15 protein-coding genes are annotated in these 14,846 nt (G+C 61.1%); 3 read left to right on the top strand and 12 right to left on the bottom strand.

Going from position 1 to position 14,846, the window contains the following annotated elements:
* Window positions 1–58: 58 nt before the first annotated feature.
* Window positions 59–3,829 (top strand): SIR2 family protein, encoded by a 3,771-nt coding sequence (locus tag J0J06_RS11545; protein ID WP_294042057.1) that lies wholly within the window; start codon window positions 59–61, stop codon window positions 3,827–3,829.
* A 30-nt stretch (window positions 3,830–3,859) separates the two neighbouring features.
* On the opposite strand, the gene J0J06_RS11540 is transcribed toward J0J06_RS11545, so the two are convergent.
* The 5 genes from J0J06_RS11540 to J0J06_RS11520 all read right to left on the bottom strand — a co-directional run bounded on the left by J0J06_RS11540 (window position 3,860) and on the right by J0J06_RS11520 (window position 8,376).
* Window positions 3,860–4,417 (bottom strand): Arm DNA-binding domain-containing protein, encoded by a 558-nt coding sequence (locus tag J0J06_RS11540; RefSeq protein WP_294042055.1) that lies wholly within the window; start codon window positions 4,415–4,417, stop codon window positions 3,860–3,862.
* Between the two features lie 66 nt (window positions 4,418–4,483).
* Entirely contained in the window at window positions 4,484–4,702 is a 219-nt protein-coding gene (locus tag J0J06_RS11535; RefSeq protein ID WP_294042053.1) for a hypothetical protein, read from the bottom strand.
* An 89-nt stretch (window positions 4,703–4,791) separates the two neighbouring features.
* The gene (locus J0J06_RS11530; RefSeq protein ID WP_294042051.1) at window positions 4,792–5,178 is read right to left on the bottom strand and encodes a hypothetical protein; all 387 of its coding nucleotides are present in this window, start codon (window positions 5,176–5,178) and stop codon (window positions 4,792–4,794) included.
* Between the two features lie 76 nt (window positions 5,179–5,254).
* Window positions 5,255–6,535 (bottom strand): site-specific integrase, encoded by a 1,281-nt coding sequence (locus J0J06_RS11525; RefSeq protein WP_294042050.1) that lies wholly within the window; start codon window positions 6,533–6,535, stop codon window positions 5,255–5,257.
* A gap of 98 nt (window positions 6,536–6,633) precedes the next feature.
* Entirely contained in the window at window positions 6,634–8,376 is a 1,743-nt protein-coding gene (locus J0J06_RS11520) for a recombinase family protein (protein ID WP_294042048.1), read from the bottom strand.
* Between the two features lie 389 nt (window positions 8,377–8,765).
* Here J0J06_RS11520 and J0J06_RS11515 point away from each other — a divergent pair, with 389 nt between their 5' ends.
* Window positions 8,766–9,605, top strand: coding sequence for a hypothetical protein (locus tag J0J06_RS11515; protein WP_294042046.1), 840 nt, complete (start codon window positions 8,766–8,768; stop codon window positions 9,603–9,605).
* On the opposite strand, the gene J0J06_RS11510 is transcribed toward J0J06_RS11515, so the two are convergent.
* Genes J0J06_RS11510 through J0J06_RS11495 form a run of 4 tightly spaced genes read right to left on the bottom strand, consistent with a single transcriptional unit; the run spans window position 9,586 to window position 12,350 of the window.
* Complete coding sequence (locus tag J0J06_RS11510; protein ID WP_294042044.1) at window positions 9,586–10,335, bottom strand: ThiF family adenylyltransferase; 750 nt, start codon at window positions 10,333–10,335, stop codon at window positions 9,586–9,588. The genes J0J06_RS11515 and J0J06_RS11510 overlap by 20 nt on opposite strands.
* A 10-nt stretch (window positions 10,336–10,345) precedes the next feature.
* A complete protein-coding gene (locus J0J06_RS11505) occupies window positions 10,346–10,720 on the bottom strand; it encodes a multiubiquitin domain-containing protein (RefSeq protein ID WP_294042042.1) in 375 nt (124 codons plus the stop codon).
* A 14-nt stretch (window positions 10,721–10,734) separates the two neighbouring features.
* Complete coding sequence (locus tag J0J06_RS11500) at window positions 10,735–11,616, bottom strand: hypothetical protein (RefSeq protein WP_294042040.1); 882 nt, start codon at window positions 11,614–11,616, stop codon at window positions 10,735–10,737.
* Window positions 11,616–12,350: a hypothetical protein gene (locus J0J06_RS11495; protein WP_294042038.1), complete on the bottom strand. Its 735-nt coding sequence runs from the start codon at window positions 12,348–12,350 to the stop codon at window positions 11,616–11,618. Before J0J06_RS11495 ends, J0J06_RS11500 begins: the two co-directional genes overlap by 1 nt.
* Here J0J06_RS11495 and J0J06_RS11490 point away from each other — a divergent pair.
* Complete coding sequence (locus J0J06_RS11490; protein ID WP_294042036.1) at window positions 12,340–12,963, top strand: hypothetical protein; 624 nt, start codon at window positions 12,340–12,342, stop codon at window positions 12,961–12,963. The genes J0J06_RS11495 and J0J06_RS11490 overlap by 11 nt on opposite strands.
* Here the strand turns inward: J0J06_RS11490 and J0J06_RS11485 are convergent.
* The 3 genes from J0J06_RS11485 to J0J06_RS11475 are packed head-to-tail and all read right to left on the bottom strand — an operon-like array spanning window position 12,960 to window position 14,818.
* Window positions 12,960–13,589: a DNA N-6-adenine-methyltransferase gene (locus J0J06_RS11485; protein ID WP_294042034.1), complete on the bottom strand. Its 630-nt coding sequence runs from the start codon at window positions 13,587–13,589 to the stop codon at window positions 12,960–12,962. The two genes, J0J06_RS11490 and J0J06_RS11485, sit on opposite strands and share 4 nt — an antisense overlap.
* 42 nt (window positions 13,590–13,631) lie before the next feature.
* Window positions 13,632–13,934 carry a hypothetical protein gene (locus tag J0J06_RS11480; protein WP_294042031.1) on the bottom strand — a complete coding sequence of 101 codons (303 nt, stop codon included), beginning with the start codon at window positions 13,932–13,934 and terminating at the stop codon, window positions 13,632–13,634.
* A gap of 23 nt (window positions 13,935–13,957) precedes the next feature.
* A complete protein-coding gene (locus J0J06_RS11475; protein WP_294042030.1) occupies window positions 13,958–14,818 on the bottom strand; it encodes a ParB N-terminal domain-containing protein in 861 nt (286 codons plus the stop codon).
* Window positions 14,819–14,846 lie beyond the last annotated feature (28 nt).

Below are 14,846 nucleotides of genomic sequence, written 5' to 3'. Positions count from 1 at the left end.
CGTCCAAGACGGGACAAGTTGCGTGTGAAAAAGCGTCGGCATCGGGTAATAGGCGGGGATGCGCTTTTTACCTGATGGTCCCGTACTTCCGTCGCACCTATTGACCCAACGCAATGAGGGAAATGTCATTTTCTTCTGTGGGGCAGGGATATCCCGTCGTGCCGGACTTCCTGATTTTGTCGGGCTGACGCGAAAGGTCGTAGAAAAGTTAGGCGCAGAAAAGGCGCGCGTCGCAATGGAGCGCGGAGACAGTTCGGATCGCGTATTTAGTCTGCTGGTCAGGGAGTTTGGACAGTCAGAGGTTGATCGGGAGATTTTCTCTGCGCTCAAAGTGGTCAGAAAGCCCGACCTGTCCTGCCACCAGATGATTCTCGACCTTTCCAGAGGGGCGGATGGGCGTCCTCAGCTGGTTACGACGAACTTCGACCTCCTCTTTGAATCGATCGAAAAGCGTGTCCCAAGGGTCGTCCCACCGGCCTTGCCTGACCTGTCGCTTCAACCGTCTATAGACGGTGTGGTTTACCTCCACGGTCGGCTTCGTAAGCCTGAGATAGGAGTGGCGTCCGGTTACGTAATTAGCAGTGCGGATTTCGGCCGAGCCTATTTGTCCGAGGGTTGGGCTACCCGTTTTGTGAAAGCCTTGCGTGAAAGATACACCATCGTTCTGCTTGGCTATCGAGCGGAAGACCCGCCGATGCGCTACTTATTGGAAGGCCTGAACGCGGCGGATGGCGTAAGCTATGACTCGCCTATTTATGCATTTACTCAAGGCGACGAAGGCGATGCAGAGGAGGAATGGCAGGATAGGGGTGTGACTCCGATCTGCTATCCGAAAAGCGATGGCCATGCCGGACTTTGGAACACGCTTTCAGCCTGGGCAGAAGCCGTGCGAAATCCGGAAGGTTGGAACAGCAAAATAATAGGGGTCGCCCAGAAACGACCAATTGAGGTCCGTCCGCATGAACGGGGACAAGTCGTTGAGTTGGTCAGCAGCAAACAGGGCGCGAAGCTCTTTGCTGACGCGAAGCCGGCGCCGTCGGCAGAATGGATGTGCGTTTTTGACGCTAATGTTCGTTACGCGGAGCCGCGGGCACGGTCATGGAATGACGATGAGGAGATCGATCCCCTCGATTTGTATGGCCTTGATGACGATCCGCCTCGTCCTCCTAAGGAGTCTAACGGCCAGCAAGTGATTCCTGGCTTCAATCCGCTCGATTGGAAAACCGGGGATGCAAGCTTTCCCGAGAGGACGGGACTGAGAGGATGGAATGCACAATGGGCAAATCCACTGCCCGAACGACTGCATCATATCGCTAGTTGGTTTGGTGATGTGATGCATCAACCCACCGCCATTTGGTGGGCGGCGGGTTGGAAGCAACTGAATCCAAATTTGCTCTGGTTCGTGTCTAGGCGGCTGGATCAGCGAGACACCGACATGCCCCAAGAAGCCACCACTTTTTGGAGGCTATATCTGGAAAGCCACGATCAACGCGGGAATTTTAGCCGCGAATATGCTTGGTACGATTTTCGCTCGATGGTCGGCAAAGAAGGCTGGTCGGCAACTTCCCTGAGATTTTTCGATCGCATTTCTCAGCCATATGTTGAGTTCGGTCGCGAAAGGTTCGGACGCAGTTATCCTATCGAAGAAAGCTGGGGTGACTTACTTCTTCGGCGGCTCATCGATGCCAATGTCAGAGTGTTGGACCGGCACAACGACGAACTCGCTATCCCAGATGAGCACCTTGCATCGGTAACTGGTATCGTGCGGCGTGCTCTCATTACCGCGTCTAGCCTTCTCGATGAGATAGGCACGCAATGGTGGCAAACGCCGACACTCCATCCCACCGGGGAACGGGGAGAATCTTTTCATGGGCGTAAGACGCTATATTTCCTGTGGTTCCGAGACCTTTTCGATAGGCTTGCGAACTTCGATCCCGCGCTAGCCGCGCTCGAACTCGCCCAATGGCCGATCGATGACACGTACTTCTTCGGCAAGTTGTCAATGTATACGGCGATGTTCGGCGAGGTCGTTCCTCCGAACAAAGTCGTCGCGATCCTGTCCGACGTTGATGATCGAGTCTTCTGGGATCCGCATTCGCAGAGGGAACTCCTCATCACGTTGCGAGCGCGGTGGAGCGATCTCACTTTAAAGCAGCGCCGATTGATTGAGCGAAGAATCACGAAAGGCCCTGCTCGATGGGAAAATGAGAAGGCGTCTGAATTCCGACGGCGGAGGGCCGTGTATTCGGCTGAAAGACTTTTGTGGCTGGAGTTGAATGGCTGCCAGTTATCGCCGGTCGCGTCGAAAGCGCTGACATCGCTAAAGGGGGTTGATCCGAACTGGTCTGACGACTGGGCTCGCGGTGCAGATCGTTCGCTCGATTCTCGTGGCGGGATGGTCGAGCGAGTTACCGATACACGTGGGATCGAATCTGTCTCCATTTCCCAAATTCTCCATGAGGCCCGAAACAAGACGGAGAGCCGGCACCGCGAGTTACGAGATTTTCGTCCGTTCGAAGGCCTGGTCGCGTCGCGGCCGTTTAAAGCTCTCGCCGCGCTCCGCTTTGCCATGAGAGGGGGGGACTTCCCGACCGATTTCTGGGAAGCGTTGCTCTCCAACTGGCCCGAAGGCACGTCGCTGAGATTGCGATGGCTCGCGGCCCAAACGATAAGCCAGCTTCCTACCGATGTTTTGGAGGCCTTGAGACATTCGGTCCCAAGATGGTTTGAGAAACACTTGAAAGCCCTGGCGGAGGCGGATCGCCCCCGCGCGCTCGGTATCATCGATAAAATTATCGCGCCTTATGTAGCTGCGCCAGCGGAAGTCACCACAAGCGGAATAGGGCATACGACGGTCGGTGGCGTCGTTCAGGACCGCTCTGAGGTCTCCGTTAGCAAGGCAATCAATAGCCCCATAGGTCAACTAGCCGAAGCGCTATGGGAACTCATGCCAGGCACGGCGAATAAAGACGGCCCGATGCCAGACGGCGTTGGTGAGCGTTTTGAGCTGTTATTCAAAGCGCGTGGTGACGGGGGCGGGCATGCCGCTTGCGTAGTTGCGCGGCATTTCCCTTGGCTTGATCATTGGTTCTCGGAATGGTCGGATCGCGTTCTCCGACCAATGTTCGCGATCGATCATCCGCTGGCGGAGGCGGCCTGGCACGGATTTGGCGCTAACCCTAAATGGCCTTCCTCCAAAACGCTGAAAATTCTCTGCCCTAGTTTGCTTGCTGTGCTGAAAGGCAAAGCGAAGTGGGAGTTGGACGAATCTGACCAGCGACATTGGGTTCAAAAGATGGTGGTTCTCACCAGGCCAGAAAATGAAGGTGGGCCGCCAATCTCGTTCAAAGAAGCCCGCGAAGTTCTGATTGCGATCGATGACAAAGCGCGCGGAGACGCTTTGTGGATGCTTGCCAATATCGTAGCTGAGGACGGGACATGGGCTAAGTTCGTAAAGCCGTTTATCGAGCAGGCTTGGCCCCGCCAGGTAAGGTTTCGGACCGAAAACGTGTCGCGCAGCTTTGTCCATCTGGTGGAGCAATCTGGCGATAATTTCCCCGATGTCGTCCGGGCAGTTGTCGGCTTGCTGCGTCCAGCAGCGCAACTCGATATGATAACCTACCGGCTCGCTAGGGAGTCAGATGACGGCAAGAGCGACTTTGCTCGCAAGTTTCCGGCTGAGACACTTTTGCTTCTCGATGCGGTGATTGCCGAGGACAGGTCTCAGATGCCCTATGAGTTGGGCAAAGCATTGGACGTAATTGCAGACGCCGATCCCAAGTTGCGCCGGACAAAGGCCTGGCGACGGCTATATGATCTGACGGTCTGATTTCTGACATTGCCCTCAGGCCTCAACCGCTCATTGTGGCTCGACGCGGTTGCGCTTTTTCGGATCGACGCCGTTGCGAGCATCGGACCGAAGTTCTCTTGCCAAGTTTCGGGCTTGCTCAAGCGTAAAGTCTCCGACCAATCCGATCGTGTGCTTATGAAGCTTTGTTTTGAATCGAATCCGGTAGTTGACGATGTAAGTTTTATGGCCCGTCGGTCGGACTCTAACCCCAAACCTACGTACCTTGTCGTCCCACACCGTATATTCCGACGATCTCGGCTCCAATCCCTGTATTGTTTCCTCCGACAGAAATGGGCGGACGAACACCTTGACCTCAACCAAAGTCGATCCTGGCGGAAACAGCAAATCAGCCGGATCGCACTCGGCGGCTTGATCGGCGGTTACCTGTCGTTCGTGGAATACGGGCGGCTGATTGCGGAGGGCGCGTATCGCGTAGGAGTGCGGATGTCCTTGAAACCGCAGCGCCCAATAGGCGTCGTTTTTGACGCGAGGGTCGCGATCTGACGCGGGGCGACGACGTAGTCGCCGCATCAACTGCTCGTCGGTTGGGTCGTTGCGCGCCTTCATGTTTCGTCTCCACATACGACGTGTGCCGATGGGTCGCCCCACCGGCACACAATCTGGTCGGCCCTTTCAGTCCCGATGGATGTTAGTGGTTTCCGCATCGAGAAACTGGGCGAGTTGGGGAATGGTCGCCGTCGTATAGATGGACGGTCCGCACATGGCGTAGAGGATTGCCCCGTCACGACCGTTGGCGCGAGCGCCAGCGATCTGGCTTCGGCGAACCAAAGCGCCCCCGCCCGTCGCAGCGGGGAATAGGATGAAGCCATCGGTTTCTGCAGTCTGTTCCATGATGTTCTCCTTGGCATTGCTAGCGGGAGAGCGATTTCTCCCGTCCATGCAAAACCAGACCCGGCGAGGGTGTCAACTATTTGTTTTTGTTATATAAACTGTTGGTCGTATTTGGTGCGGGCGGAATCCATATGCGCTTGCATTTCCGCCTCTTGGTCGAGAAGGCGCGTGATCTCGTCGAAGCCCGGATGCCCGGTAATGAAAAGGTTGTCTTCCAATTCGCAGTCAAACCCGATGAAGTTGTCGATGTACGCGCCCTTTTTTGTGGAGGTGGAATCCAACAAGCCGGTGGTGCGCTGTGACACCCATGATTGAAGGTCGCTCAGCGGGTACATGCAGAGCTTCCCGACTTTGAAGTATCGCGGCCCGCCCCCGCGCGTTGCCATTGTCGCCAGGCTGGCGGTTGTGGTTTTCAGTCCGTACGATTGTAGAAGCCGTGCAGCTTCGTCGCGGCGAAAAGTTCGGCCTTCGGTCATTGGAGCCTCCTGACGGACGGCACCATTGCCAGCCCATGCATTATACAGTGAAAACGGAAATTCGTCCAAAGCTTGCCTATGTGTGGCCTTCAGCGGGCGCGGGAATTGTAGCCGCTGTTTGCATGGCGACCGCGATCTTCTGGCCAATGGCCTCGACTGCGCGGGCCGCCGTACCGTCGATGACGTGGGCATATGTGGCGAGGGTCGTGCGCGGTCCTTTGTGACCCATGATCGCGGCGACGGAAACGGCATCCACGCCGTCAGCCAAAGCGAATGTCGCCATCGCATGTCGTGCGTGGTAGCGAACTCTTCCCGGCAAATTGGCTTTCGCGCGCGCCTGGTTCCATATTTTCTTCGCGCCAGTGAAATGGCCGTCGCCACGGGTCGCGGGAAACACGTAGGGCGACGCGCAGCGACTGATCGCCGACAGTATGTCCACGGCAGCTTGAGACAGAGGGCGAGCCGAGTAGCCCGTCTTGCTCTCCGCCAAACGGAGACACTGATGGTCGGTATCGACCTCTGCCCATTTGAGGCCTTCGATCTCGCTGGGTCGCGCGCCAGTCAAGAGTATCAACCGGAGAATGGCGATACCGGCAGGATTGGCTCCATCCGCTTCAAGTCCGGCCAGCGACGTAGCAATCTGGGCAAATTCCGATGCGGTGAGAAAATCGTGGCGCTTCCCTGCGCGCGGCTTTCGCGCGTGTGTGACTGGGTTGGTGGCGATCAAGCGCTTTTCGACGGCATAGTTGAAAATGATCGAAAGATCGCTTGCCACCTTAAGGGCTGCACCTTCGCCGCCCCTGACTTTCAGGCGACCGCGCTTTTTCCCGGACAGACCATCTTTGGCAGTCTCGCCACGCGCAATGCGTCGGATCATTCCGTTTATGTCATCCACGGTCACGTCGCTGATGCGCTTCGTTCCCAACAGGGGGACGACATGATGACGGAGGCGCGCCAGCATATAGGTTCGCGTGCGATCCTTCATGGGGCGGCCAGTGCGCTTGCCTGCCGGAGCGTCGATCTCCCATTGATCGATAAACTCAGACAGCTTTTGCTCGCGCCGTTTGGTTTGGCGATCGGACAGCGGATCGGTGCCGCGCCGAACATCGGCTAGCCGGTCCCGTGCAATCGCGCGAGCCTGTTCAGGCGTGAGTTCGCCGACGCGGCCCAAGGTCATCCGCTTCTTGGCGACATTGCGTCCCCCACCATCAGGGCGATATTCTATGATGTAGGATTTGACGCCACTTGGCAGGACGAGGATGCCGAAACCCTTCAACTCGGTGTCGTAATGGCGATACGGCTTGGCGGACGCCTTGAGGCCGTCAATGTGGCGTTTGGTGAGTTTTTCCGTGGCCAAGTCGTCTGGTCCAAATCACCACCATGTCGCCACGCCGGTGTAATTAATGGTTATATTAAGCTCGCCACCCTCATGGTGAAGCTAGCTTAATAAAACCATTAAGTCGTTGAAAAGTCAAACTTTTGGAGAGTGATTTTGTAATGTTCGGCAAGTCGCCGTAAGTCACGGTTAGAGACGTTACTGTCCTTGCCAAGGTTGGGGTCGAGGGTTCGAATCCCTTCGCCCGCTCCAACGTTAAAGTACTCTTTTCCGGAAATCGGCTGACCGGTGGCGAGCGCCATGATCGAGGTCAGCCGTCCGATCACCTCGATCGTAACGCCTTTCTCCTGCTCTGACGGTGACACCTTCACCTGGTCGATCAATGCCCTGAGCTGCGGAATTGCCTCGAGCCGGGCCTCCGGATTCCCTCCCAATGCGATATTGAGCCTGGCGACCTGACGGCGATAATCGGCAACGATCGCCGGATGCAGCATGACGGCCGGTAATTGCTGCAATTGTGATATCTGCTCGGCGAGCTGATCGCGGTCACTCCGCGCCTTGGCCAGAACATCGCGGATCTCGACGAAATCCTCGGCACCGTTGGCGATCGCCTCCACCAGCCGCTCGATCTTGGCGACGGCGTCGCCGTGGCGCTTCTTCAAACGGTCGCCCTCTCGGCTAAGCTCTCTGGTCCGCTTGGCGAACTCGGCGCGATATTCTTCGACGTAGATTTCGATCAGGTCCTCGTCGAGCATGTAGTGCTGCAATCCGTTGAGGACGCGGGTCTCAAGCCGGTCGGTCGTGATGATGCGATTGTTCGCGCACGCGTGTTTGCCGCCCTCCTTATGCCGTGAGCATCCCCACCGATTGCCGCTGTGGATCACCCAACCGCCGCCGCACAGGCCACAAGCGACCAGCCCTGAGAGGATGTGCTTGGGACGGCGACTCTTCTGCGGCGCGCGGCTCTGGACCCGGCCCAGCACCGACTGCACGCCTTCCCACAGTTCATCATCAACAATCCGCAGGTCGGGCACCTCCTCGACCAGCCACTCGCTTTCGGGATTGGCACGGATGAGGTGCGAACGGGTGCGTGGATCGAGCACCTTCCTGGTTCGATTGAAGACAAGCTGGCCTATATAGAGCCGGTTCTGGAGGATCCCATTCTTGCGCTTACGATCGCCGTAGATCGTCGAGGCGCGCCAGAACCTCGGTCCGCTGAGCCGCCCGCCCGGTGATTCGACACCGTCCCGGTTTAGCCGTTCCGCGATGGCGCGAGGGGACTGCCCGGCCGCAAACTCCTCGAAGATGCGCCGAACGATCTTTCCCTGCTCCTCGTCGACCTCACGCAGGCCCCGGATGAGTTCGCCGCGATCGTCGAACCGGTTTGCCTTACGATAGCCATAGGCCAGACCTGCGGCCGAGCGCTTCTGCGATATGGTGCCGCGCTGACCACGCTTGATCTTCGCCGCCAGGTCACGGCGGAACTGAGCGTCCATCAGCCCGCGGAAGGTAGCGGTGATGTCGGTAACCTCGCCGTCCGAGAGCGTGAAGAGCCGCGCGCCGGCAAAGGTGATTCGCTCCCGGATCGTAAAAGCGTCGCCCTGATGACGAGCGATCCGATCTGTTGCCTCCGCCACCACCTGATCGATGCCTCCAGCTTCTATGCGCGCCAGCATCGCGCTCAGTCCGGGGCGGGAGGTCTCGTCGATCCCGGCCGCTCCACTGATCGCATAATCGGTGAAAACGTCAGCGACAGGCCAACCTTCGCGTTCGCAGCGCTCGCGGCACAGGGCGATCTGATCTTCAATCGATCGCGCGTTCTGCAACGCGCTTGAGAATCTCGCATAGATGACTGTGATCATGTTGGATCCGGTACGTTGGTGAGGAGTGTCGAATCTCGATACCAAGCGTCCGCATTCACCTCGGGATCGGTATGCTCGAAGCGCGCACCCGCGCCGCCGCGATATCGCGCGCAGCGTTGGCGCGAGCCATAGCCTTCACGAAGTCGGCCAGTGCAACAACAGGCGCGACCAATCCGTGCGAGCAGTTCGCCTCTGTTGCGATCGCTTCGTGACGAGGGTCGTTGGGGAGCGACATCCGCCAACATCTGGCTTGCATGGACGTGCGGTAGCCAAGTCAGTCCCGATATGCGCCCCGAAGAGAATTCGCACGGATCACATGGCGTCCTGCCGGATACGATCGTATCAACCATATGCCTTGTCGGTGGCAGGGATAGACGAGTGGAAAGAACATGCGCGATCTGGTTGACCAGATGACGGCGTTGGCCGACCGGCAGTCGTGGACCGTCGAAGGAAGCAATGACGCGTGTCGGATCATGATCGCCGATGCGCGGATTGATCTTGATGCTCGGGCAGCGGACATCGCCATTGCCTTCGAGAAGCTGGCCGAAGCTATTGAGGCGGCTATTGCAGTCGAGCGAGCGCTTCGGATGATTGAGGCTGCCGGCATGGCATCCCGATCGATACCGCTGTGGTTGGTGAGCGGATCGACCGTTCTTGCCGACTGGTTGCGTTGGGCCGGCACCGGCAATGCGTTGCGCAAGGCGTTGCGTCTGACCAATGCCGTCGGTCTGTCCCCGGTCGCGGGCTATCTCGATCGCCGCGCCCGGCGCGAGCTCGGACAGGGCGGCGCCAGGATCAGGGTGCGCGGCGGAATGGCCGTGGCCGAACGGATCGAGCTGTCCGACCGTCCGCGCTGCGTCGCGACAATCGGCGAACGGGCGCTGATCCGGATCGAGGATCACCGGCTGCCGGACACGCTGATCGCCGGACTGCAGCGGGGAGCGGCCAGCAACGCACGGCGCACGCTGGCCGAGGTTGTCAGCCATCCGTTCTTCGTCGCCGCAGACCTGATCATCGCCGGCGTCGTTCAGGAGGGAGCAGCGCTGGTGTTCGAGGTCGATCACCACTTGACGCCGCTCGAACCGGTACCCGAGGCCGCCTGGTCGGCGCTGCCGCCTGATGCCGATCCGGTCTTCCCGTGGCGGGCGACCACCGGCGAGCGGCGCCGGCTGGGCGGGCTGGTCGAGGAAGCGCGCCATCGCGTCGCCGCTACGCACGGTCCGCGTTGATGATGGTATTGCCGTCGGTCGAATAGATGGCGTGATATTCGGCGCCGGTATCGAGGTAGAATCCGAGGAGCTGCTTGTACTGGATCACCGCCAGCGTGCCGGCGAGCATGTTGAGGTCCGCGACCTGGATGTTGCTGCGATACAGTGCGTCGTCGGCATCGCCGGTCATCGGGATCCGGTCGCGCTCGTGGACGTGCGCGCGCATCGCCGGCGTGCTGGTGGTGACGCGGATCAGGCCCATCAGCCGTTCGTCGACTAGACTGAGTCCAAGGCCGCAATCGATATAGGGCAGGCCACGCGCTTCCAGCGCAGGGACGATGAACGCACGCGCTGCCACGCTGTCGACGCAGACGAACACGAAGTCGGTGTCGTCGAGGAGGCCGATCGTCTCATCGGTAAGATGCACCGCATGGGCTTCGATGCCAGTGTGCATCCGGCCGTATACCTTTGCAAAATAGTCGACTTTGGTCAGCCCGGCTTGGATGTCCTCGATCGCCATCGCGCCCGGCCAGCGGAACGCATTGTGCTGTTCGGCTGCGTCGCCGTCGATCAACAGGATTCGGCCGGCGGGTGTCTTGCTGATGAGATCGAGCACGATCGATCCGGTGCCGCCAAGCCCGATGATCGCGACCGTACCGCCCGCGAGCCGGTCCGACACCGCCTCGATCCCGACGCGAGGCGAGGCGGTGTCCGGATAGACGAACGGGTCGGGGCGGTTGGTGGCGTCCACGGTTCTGCCCTCAGCTGGCGAAGGTGGCATTGACGTTGACCAACAGGCCATCAGCGAGCGGCACGACGTCGCCGGGCGTCAGCAGTCCGGTCAGCCCACTGTCGAGCGCGTGGCGATACGACACCGTCGCCGACCCCGGGGCCTGGCCCTCGCGGTCGGGATAGGCGATCCGCAGCAGCTGCGCATAGCTGACGGTGCTGCCGCGCAATGCGGTCCAGCGACCATTGACCGAGATCATCGTGCGCCCCGCGGTAGCGACTGGCTTCGGCGCGGAGCGCTCCGCCTCGCCGACGAGATACAGGGCACGGCGACGGGGCGCGACCGCCGGCGGCAGGACGGCCAGCACGAGAGAAGTGTTGGAGGAGGCGGTGATGGTGGGCAGCATGGTCGTTCTCCTGGTCAGAAGGGTTCGGGGTCGGAGCGGCGGTCGGTCGGGCGCAGGCATCCGCGCAGCGCGTCGATCATGTCGGCGTAGAGCGACTTCGCGGAATGATAGGAGTGTCGCGGCAAGTGCTCGCTGATCTGATCCCATGAACAGGTGCCCCTACGCGGATCGACGTCGATATCACCCATCGCCTCGAGGCAGATGGAGAGCGCGAGCACGTGATCCGTCCCGCTCGGAATCGTCCGCAGCGCGATCGCATCGGCGTCCGGCGCGACCCACGAGGGAACGGCGCGCTGAAGGTCGCGCTGCAGTATCCAGGTCACCTCGCCGAGATCGACATCGATCCCCAGCCGGTCCTCGCGCCAGCGGCGGCAACGCGCCGGATCGACCATCGCCTGGAACCCGGCGAGGACGTCGTCGCCGACGCGGTCGGCACCCAGTACGGTGACGACCGGATTGGCGCAGCGGGCGGTCGCCATCGCGATGGTGACGGGCGAAGCGCCCATCGCCTCCCCGATCTCGCCAGAAGCTGCAATATTGGCGGCGATGACGGGATCGGTGAGGTTGAGCACGGCATGCGGTACGCCTGCAACACGCGCCAGCCAGCGCGCCGCATGCGTACGACCCGCTCCGGGCACGCCGCCGAGGATCAGCGAGCCGCCGCCAAACCACGGGCGTTCGGCTGCGAGCATCGCGGCGCATCGCCTACGCACCCAAGCGAGGAACTCGGGCTGGTGCTCGTGCATAACCAGGAACGGGATGCCGTCGGGACCGAGTCGGTCGCCACCGAGCAGCGCGAACGGCTCGCCGAGTTCGAGCGGCAGCGACTCGTCGTCCGAACCGTGGCCGACGATCATCGCCGGGGTGGCGGGTTGGAAGGGTGCCAGCATCGCCATCAGTCGCCCCGCCACATTCTCAGGGGCCGCATGCCGCCGGCGCCGCGCCCTTCCTTCTTCACGCGCCGCTCGGTCACGAACATCTCGTTGATCAGCATCCGAGCGAGCGATTCGTCGCCATGCTCGGCGGCGTGGTCGAGGAACTGGAGGAACCGATCCTTCTGCCAGCGCAGCCAGTCGCACAGGCGGTCGCGTTCGACCGCGCGGTCGTATCTGACCGACCAGTCGGCATCGGAACTGCTTCTGCGCTGCAGCTCGAGCAGATGCCGACCGTGCTTGCCCTCGCGCGCGTAGAGATTGACGGTGAGGTGATCGCGTGCCCGCCGTGCTTCCGTCTCCCGCTCCTTCTCCCGCCGAGCCGCCGCGGCGGCGACGAGCGCATCGGCTATCTCGTCGAGGGCTCTGCCGCCGAACATCATGGTGAGACGCCCCAGAAAGACGATGTCGATCTCACGCTCGCTCACCGCGGTCAGCAGCGCATCGCACCCCGCATCATCGGTGAAGCGGCGGCTCCAGATAGCGACTGGTGCAGCGTTACTGCCGGGCGGCTGGACTTGCAGTTCGAGTACGCGACCACCTTGTGTGCGTCCGCACAACCGAAAGGCGCTGTCGGGCGTATCGATGATCATCCTGCTCATCATGGCGCAGAACAGATACGATCGTGTATGTTCTATGTCAATGGTTCGACTTGCTGGATAGCGGGCAACCGGGGATGCAGTGTCGATGCCTGCCACGCCCGCTCTTCGCCTGTCGCTTCGCTATGCGCAGGCCGTCACCGTGCTGATGGCGGCTTGCAGTATCGACCCCGCCGCGCGAACGGCGTTCGAGGCTCGCATCCGCCAGTTGCAACGCCTTGGCCTTCCGCCACGCGAGGGTGGCCAAGTTGGCGGACCAACGTACGGACTTGCCGAACTGGCAGCGTTCGCCGCTGCGATCCGGTTGATGGCGGCGTTCATGGTGCCCTCGCTCGCCGCCCGCTACGTGACCGAGCGCTGGTCGACGCTGGCTCCGGCGCTCCTTGCCGGGGCGAAAGAGGTTCTGCCGAAATCCTATGTCGCCAGACGACCGCTCGGCGACGAGACGGTCATCGTCGTTGCGGCGAGCGCCCTCAACGATCTTGGCCGTCAGGGCCGTCACGACGAACGATACGGTGGCGCGCTGGGCGACGTAGTGCTGCTGTCCCCGTCGTCGGCCATCGAAGCTGTAGGGAAACTGGATGGTGGCGTCGTAATCGACACCACCACATTCATGCCGTTACTCGTCGCCGGGTTCGTCGAAACGACGATCGCTACCGAGCAGGACGCTGCGCGCGAACTCGACCTGCTCCGGTTCGCAACCTCCGGCTAGCGTCCGGGCGCGCAGACGACGCTCGCCTGTGACGAAGCGGTGCACGACATGACCGGATATTCCGTGACGACACACCTTGCGCCGAGCGGCAGTCGTCCGGCGAAATCGGCGGACGAGCGGTTCGGCACCCACCACGAACCCCGGACCCTTTCCGCGAAACGCCGCTTCTGTGCGGGCGTCGCGCCGAACATCACCACCATAGCGCTGACCATGGTCGCCTCGGACTTGCCGTTTTCCCTGAAGAAGTGGGGGCGGCCTTCGATGAAATACACGTCAGCATCTTTCGACAGGACGTGATGGAAGAGCCTGGTGTCGGTCTTCGCGGGCACGAGGCATATAGCTGTAACGACGTTACCGCAGAGCCACTGATCATGCGCGCGTTCGATCCAGCGTTTCTGGTTCGACCACGGCGGGTTGACGAACGCCACGTTGCCCGACCAATCGTCGCGGAGACCATCATCCCCCCGGCGTACATCGAGATACGCGAGCGGGCGTACTGCGCTCGCCCGATGCCAGCACGGATCGAAGCCGATCCTGCCGAAGCTCTGTTCGATCGCCTTGATGAAGGTGGGCGACGTGAAGCGATTGTCGCTTTCCTTGAGTTCCACCCCAGGACCAGTCGTCATGTAGAAATCCTCCTCATTTGAACGTTGTATCGGTGAGACTGATCAGCGCATGCCGGCTGCGTCGCGCGCTCTCGCCTCGGCATCGGCGATCAGCCGCTCGCGCGCATCGCAGGCCATGACCGGGGCATCGTTCGACACCCATGAGATGACACCGCGCTCCTTGCAGTAACAGCGCAGTTCTTTGGCGGTGAGATACCAGTCCTTGGCCGGGCAGGTTGCGCAGGCGGGCTCGGCGTCGGGATAGATGTCCTTGGGCAGCTGGGCGAGCACATTGCTGTCGTCCTCGCCCATCAGTCGCTTGACCGATCCGAACCAAACCGGTGCCTGTTCGGTGAGTGCCATCATGTTCATACTCCTCTCGGTTGATATCAGGCTTCGCGATCGAACCAGCTCTTGATGATCTCGACGAACCGCTCATTGACGAGCCGGGCATATTCGAGGCGGAAGCTGGGGTGCGCCTCGGCCATCGGCTTGACCTTGATCGCGAATCCGCCGCGGTGGTCGGGCTGGATGACGGCGACGACGCGGTCGTGCCGGTTCCTGACCTCGATCGCCTTGATCTCGGCCTTGCCGGCGGCAGCGGCCTTGAGCTCGGCGGCGACGCGCGGTGCGGCATACCCCTTGGCGGCGATGATTGCGGCGCGCTCGATCAGCCTGGCGCGGGTATCGGGATCCTCGACGAGCGGCGCGAGGTCGATCCACTGGCTGAGGCTGATATCGCCCCTGTCGGCGAATGCATCGAGGATGGCGTCGGGCGCCTTGCGGAACGCCAGCCCGCGGCTCAGCGTCGACTTGTCGATGCCGACGGCCCTGGCGAGGTCCGCGTCGGACTTGAACGCGCCGTCCGCCGTCAGCCGCGACCAGCCGCCGGCGAGATCCCAGAAACACGGCGTCAGCGCCTCGCGATCGTCGCGGTACGCGATGGCGATCGCCTCGGTGCGCGAGAGCTCGCCATGGACGCGGATGCGCAGTGGCAGCTTCGCCAGCATGCACGCAGCGCAACGACGCGAGCCGGCGAGCAGTTCAATGACGCCGTCGGCGGCGGTCTCGCCGTGCGCGTCGTTGATCTGGCCGACCTCCCTGAGTTCGAGTGCGAGCCGGCCAAGCCCCTTGGGATCATGTACAGTGGTGGCGCGGGGATTGAGGGGCGAAATGCGCACTGAGGCCGGATCGACCTGAATCACCCGGGTCTTGCCCTTGGGCGTGTTGAGCGGCAACTGGTCGGTCATCGGGATCGTCCTCTTCGTCTAGGACATC

The organism is Sphingomonas sp. (assembly GCF_017304615.1).
In the GTDB taxonomy this organism is placed as follows: Bacteria; Pseudomonadota; Alphaproteobacteria; order Sphingomonadales; family Sphingomonadaceae; genus Sphingomonas.
This window is presented reverse-complemented; position numbering and strand designations above follow the sequence as displayed.

Coding starts and splice junctions, on each gene's coding strand:
- J0J06_RS11535 (WP_294042053.1), bottom strand. CDS start 4,702: ATGGAACAGACTGCAGAAACCGATGGCTTCATCCTATTCCCCGCTGCG.
- J0J06_RS11530 (WP_294042051.1), bottom strand. CDS start 5,178: ATGACCGAAGGCCGAACTTTTCGCCGCGACGAAGCTGCACGGCTTCTA.
- J0J06_RS11490 (WP_294042036.1), top strand. CDS start 12,340: ATGCCTGCCACGCCCGCTCTTCGCCTGTCGCTTCGCTATGCGCAGGCC.
- J0J06_RS11520 (WP_294042048.1), bottom strand. CDS start 8,376: ATGATCACAGTCATCTATGCGAGATTCTCAAGCGCGTTGCAGAACGCG.
- J0J06_RS11475 (WP_294042030.1), bottom strand. CDS start 14,818: ATGACCGACCAGTTGCCGCTCAACACGCCCAAGGGCAAGACCCGGGTG.
- J0J06_RS11515 (WP_294042046.1), top strand. CDS start 8,766: ATGCGCGATCTGGTTGACCAGATGACGGCGTTGGCCGACCGGCAGTCG.
- J0J06_RS11505 (WP_294042042.1), bottom strand. CDS start 10,720: ATGCTGCCCACCATCACCGCCTCCTCCAACACTTCTCTCGTGCTGGCC.
- J0J06_RS11540 (WP_294042055.1), bottom strand. CDS start 4,417: ATGAAGGCGCGCAACGACCCAACCGACGAGCAGTTGATGCGGCGACTA.
- J0J06_RS11480 (WP_294042031.1), bottom strand. CDS start 13,934: ATGATGGCACTCACCGAACAGGCACCGGTTTGGTTCGGATCGGTCAAG.
- J0J06_RS11485 (WP_294042034.1), bottom strand. CDS start 13,589: ATGACGACTGGTCCTGGGGTGGAACTCAAGGAAAGCGACAATCGCTTC.
- J0J06_RS11500 (WP_294042040.1), bottom strand. CDS start 11,616: ATGGCGATGCTGGCACCCTTCCAACCCGCCACCCCGGCGATGATCGTC.
- J0J06_RS11545 (WP_294042057.1), top strand. CDS start 59: ATGCGCTTTTTACCTGATGGTCCCGTACTTCCGTCGCACCTATTGACC.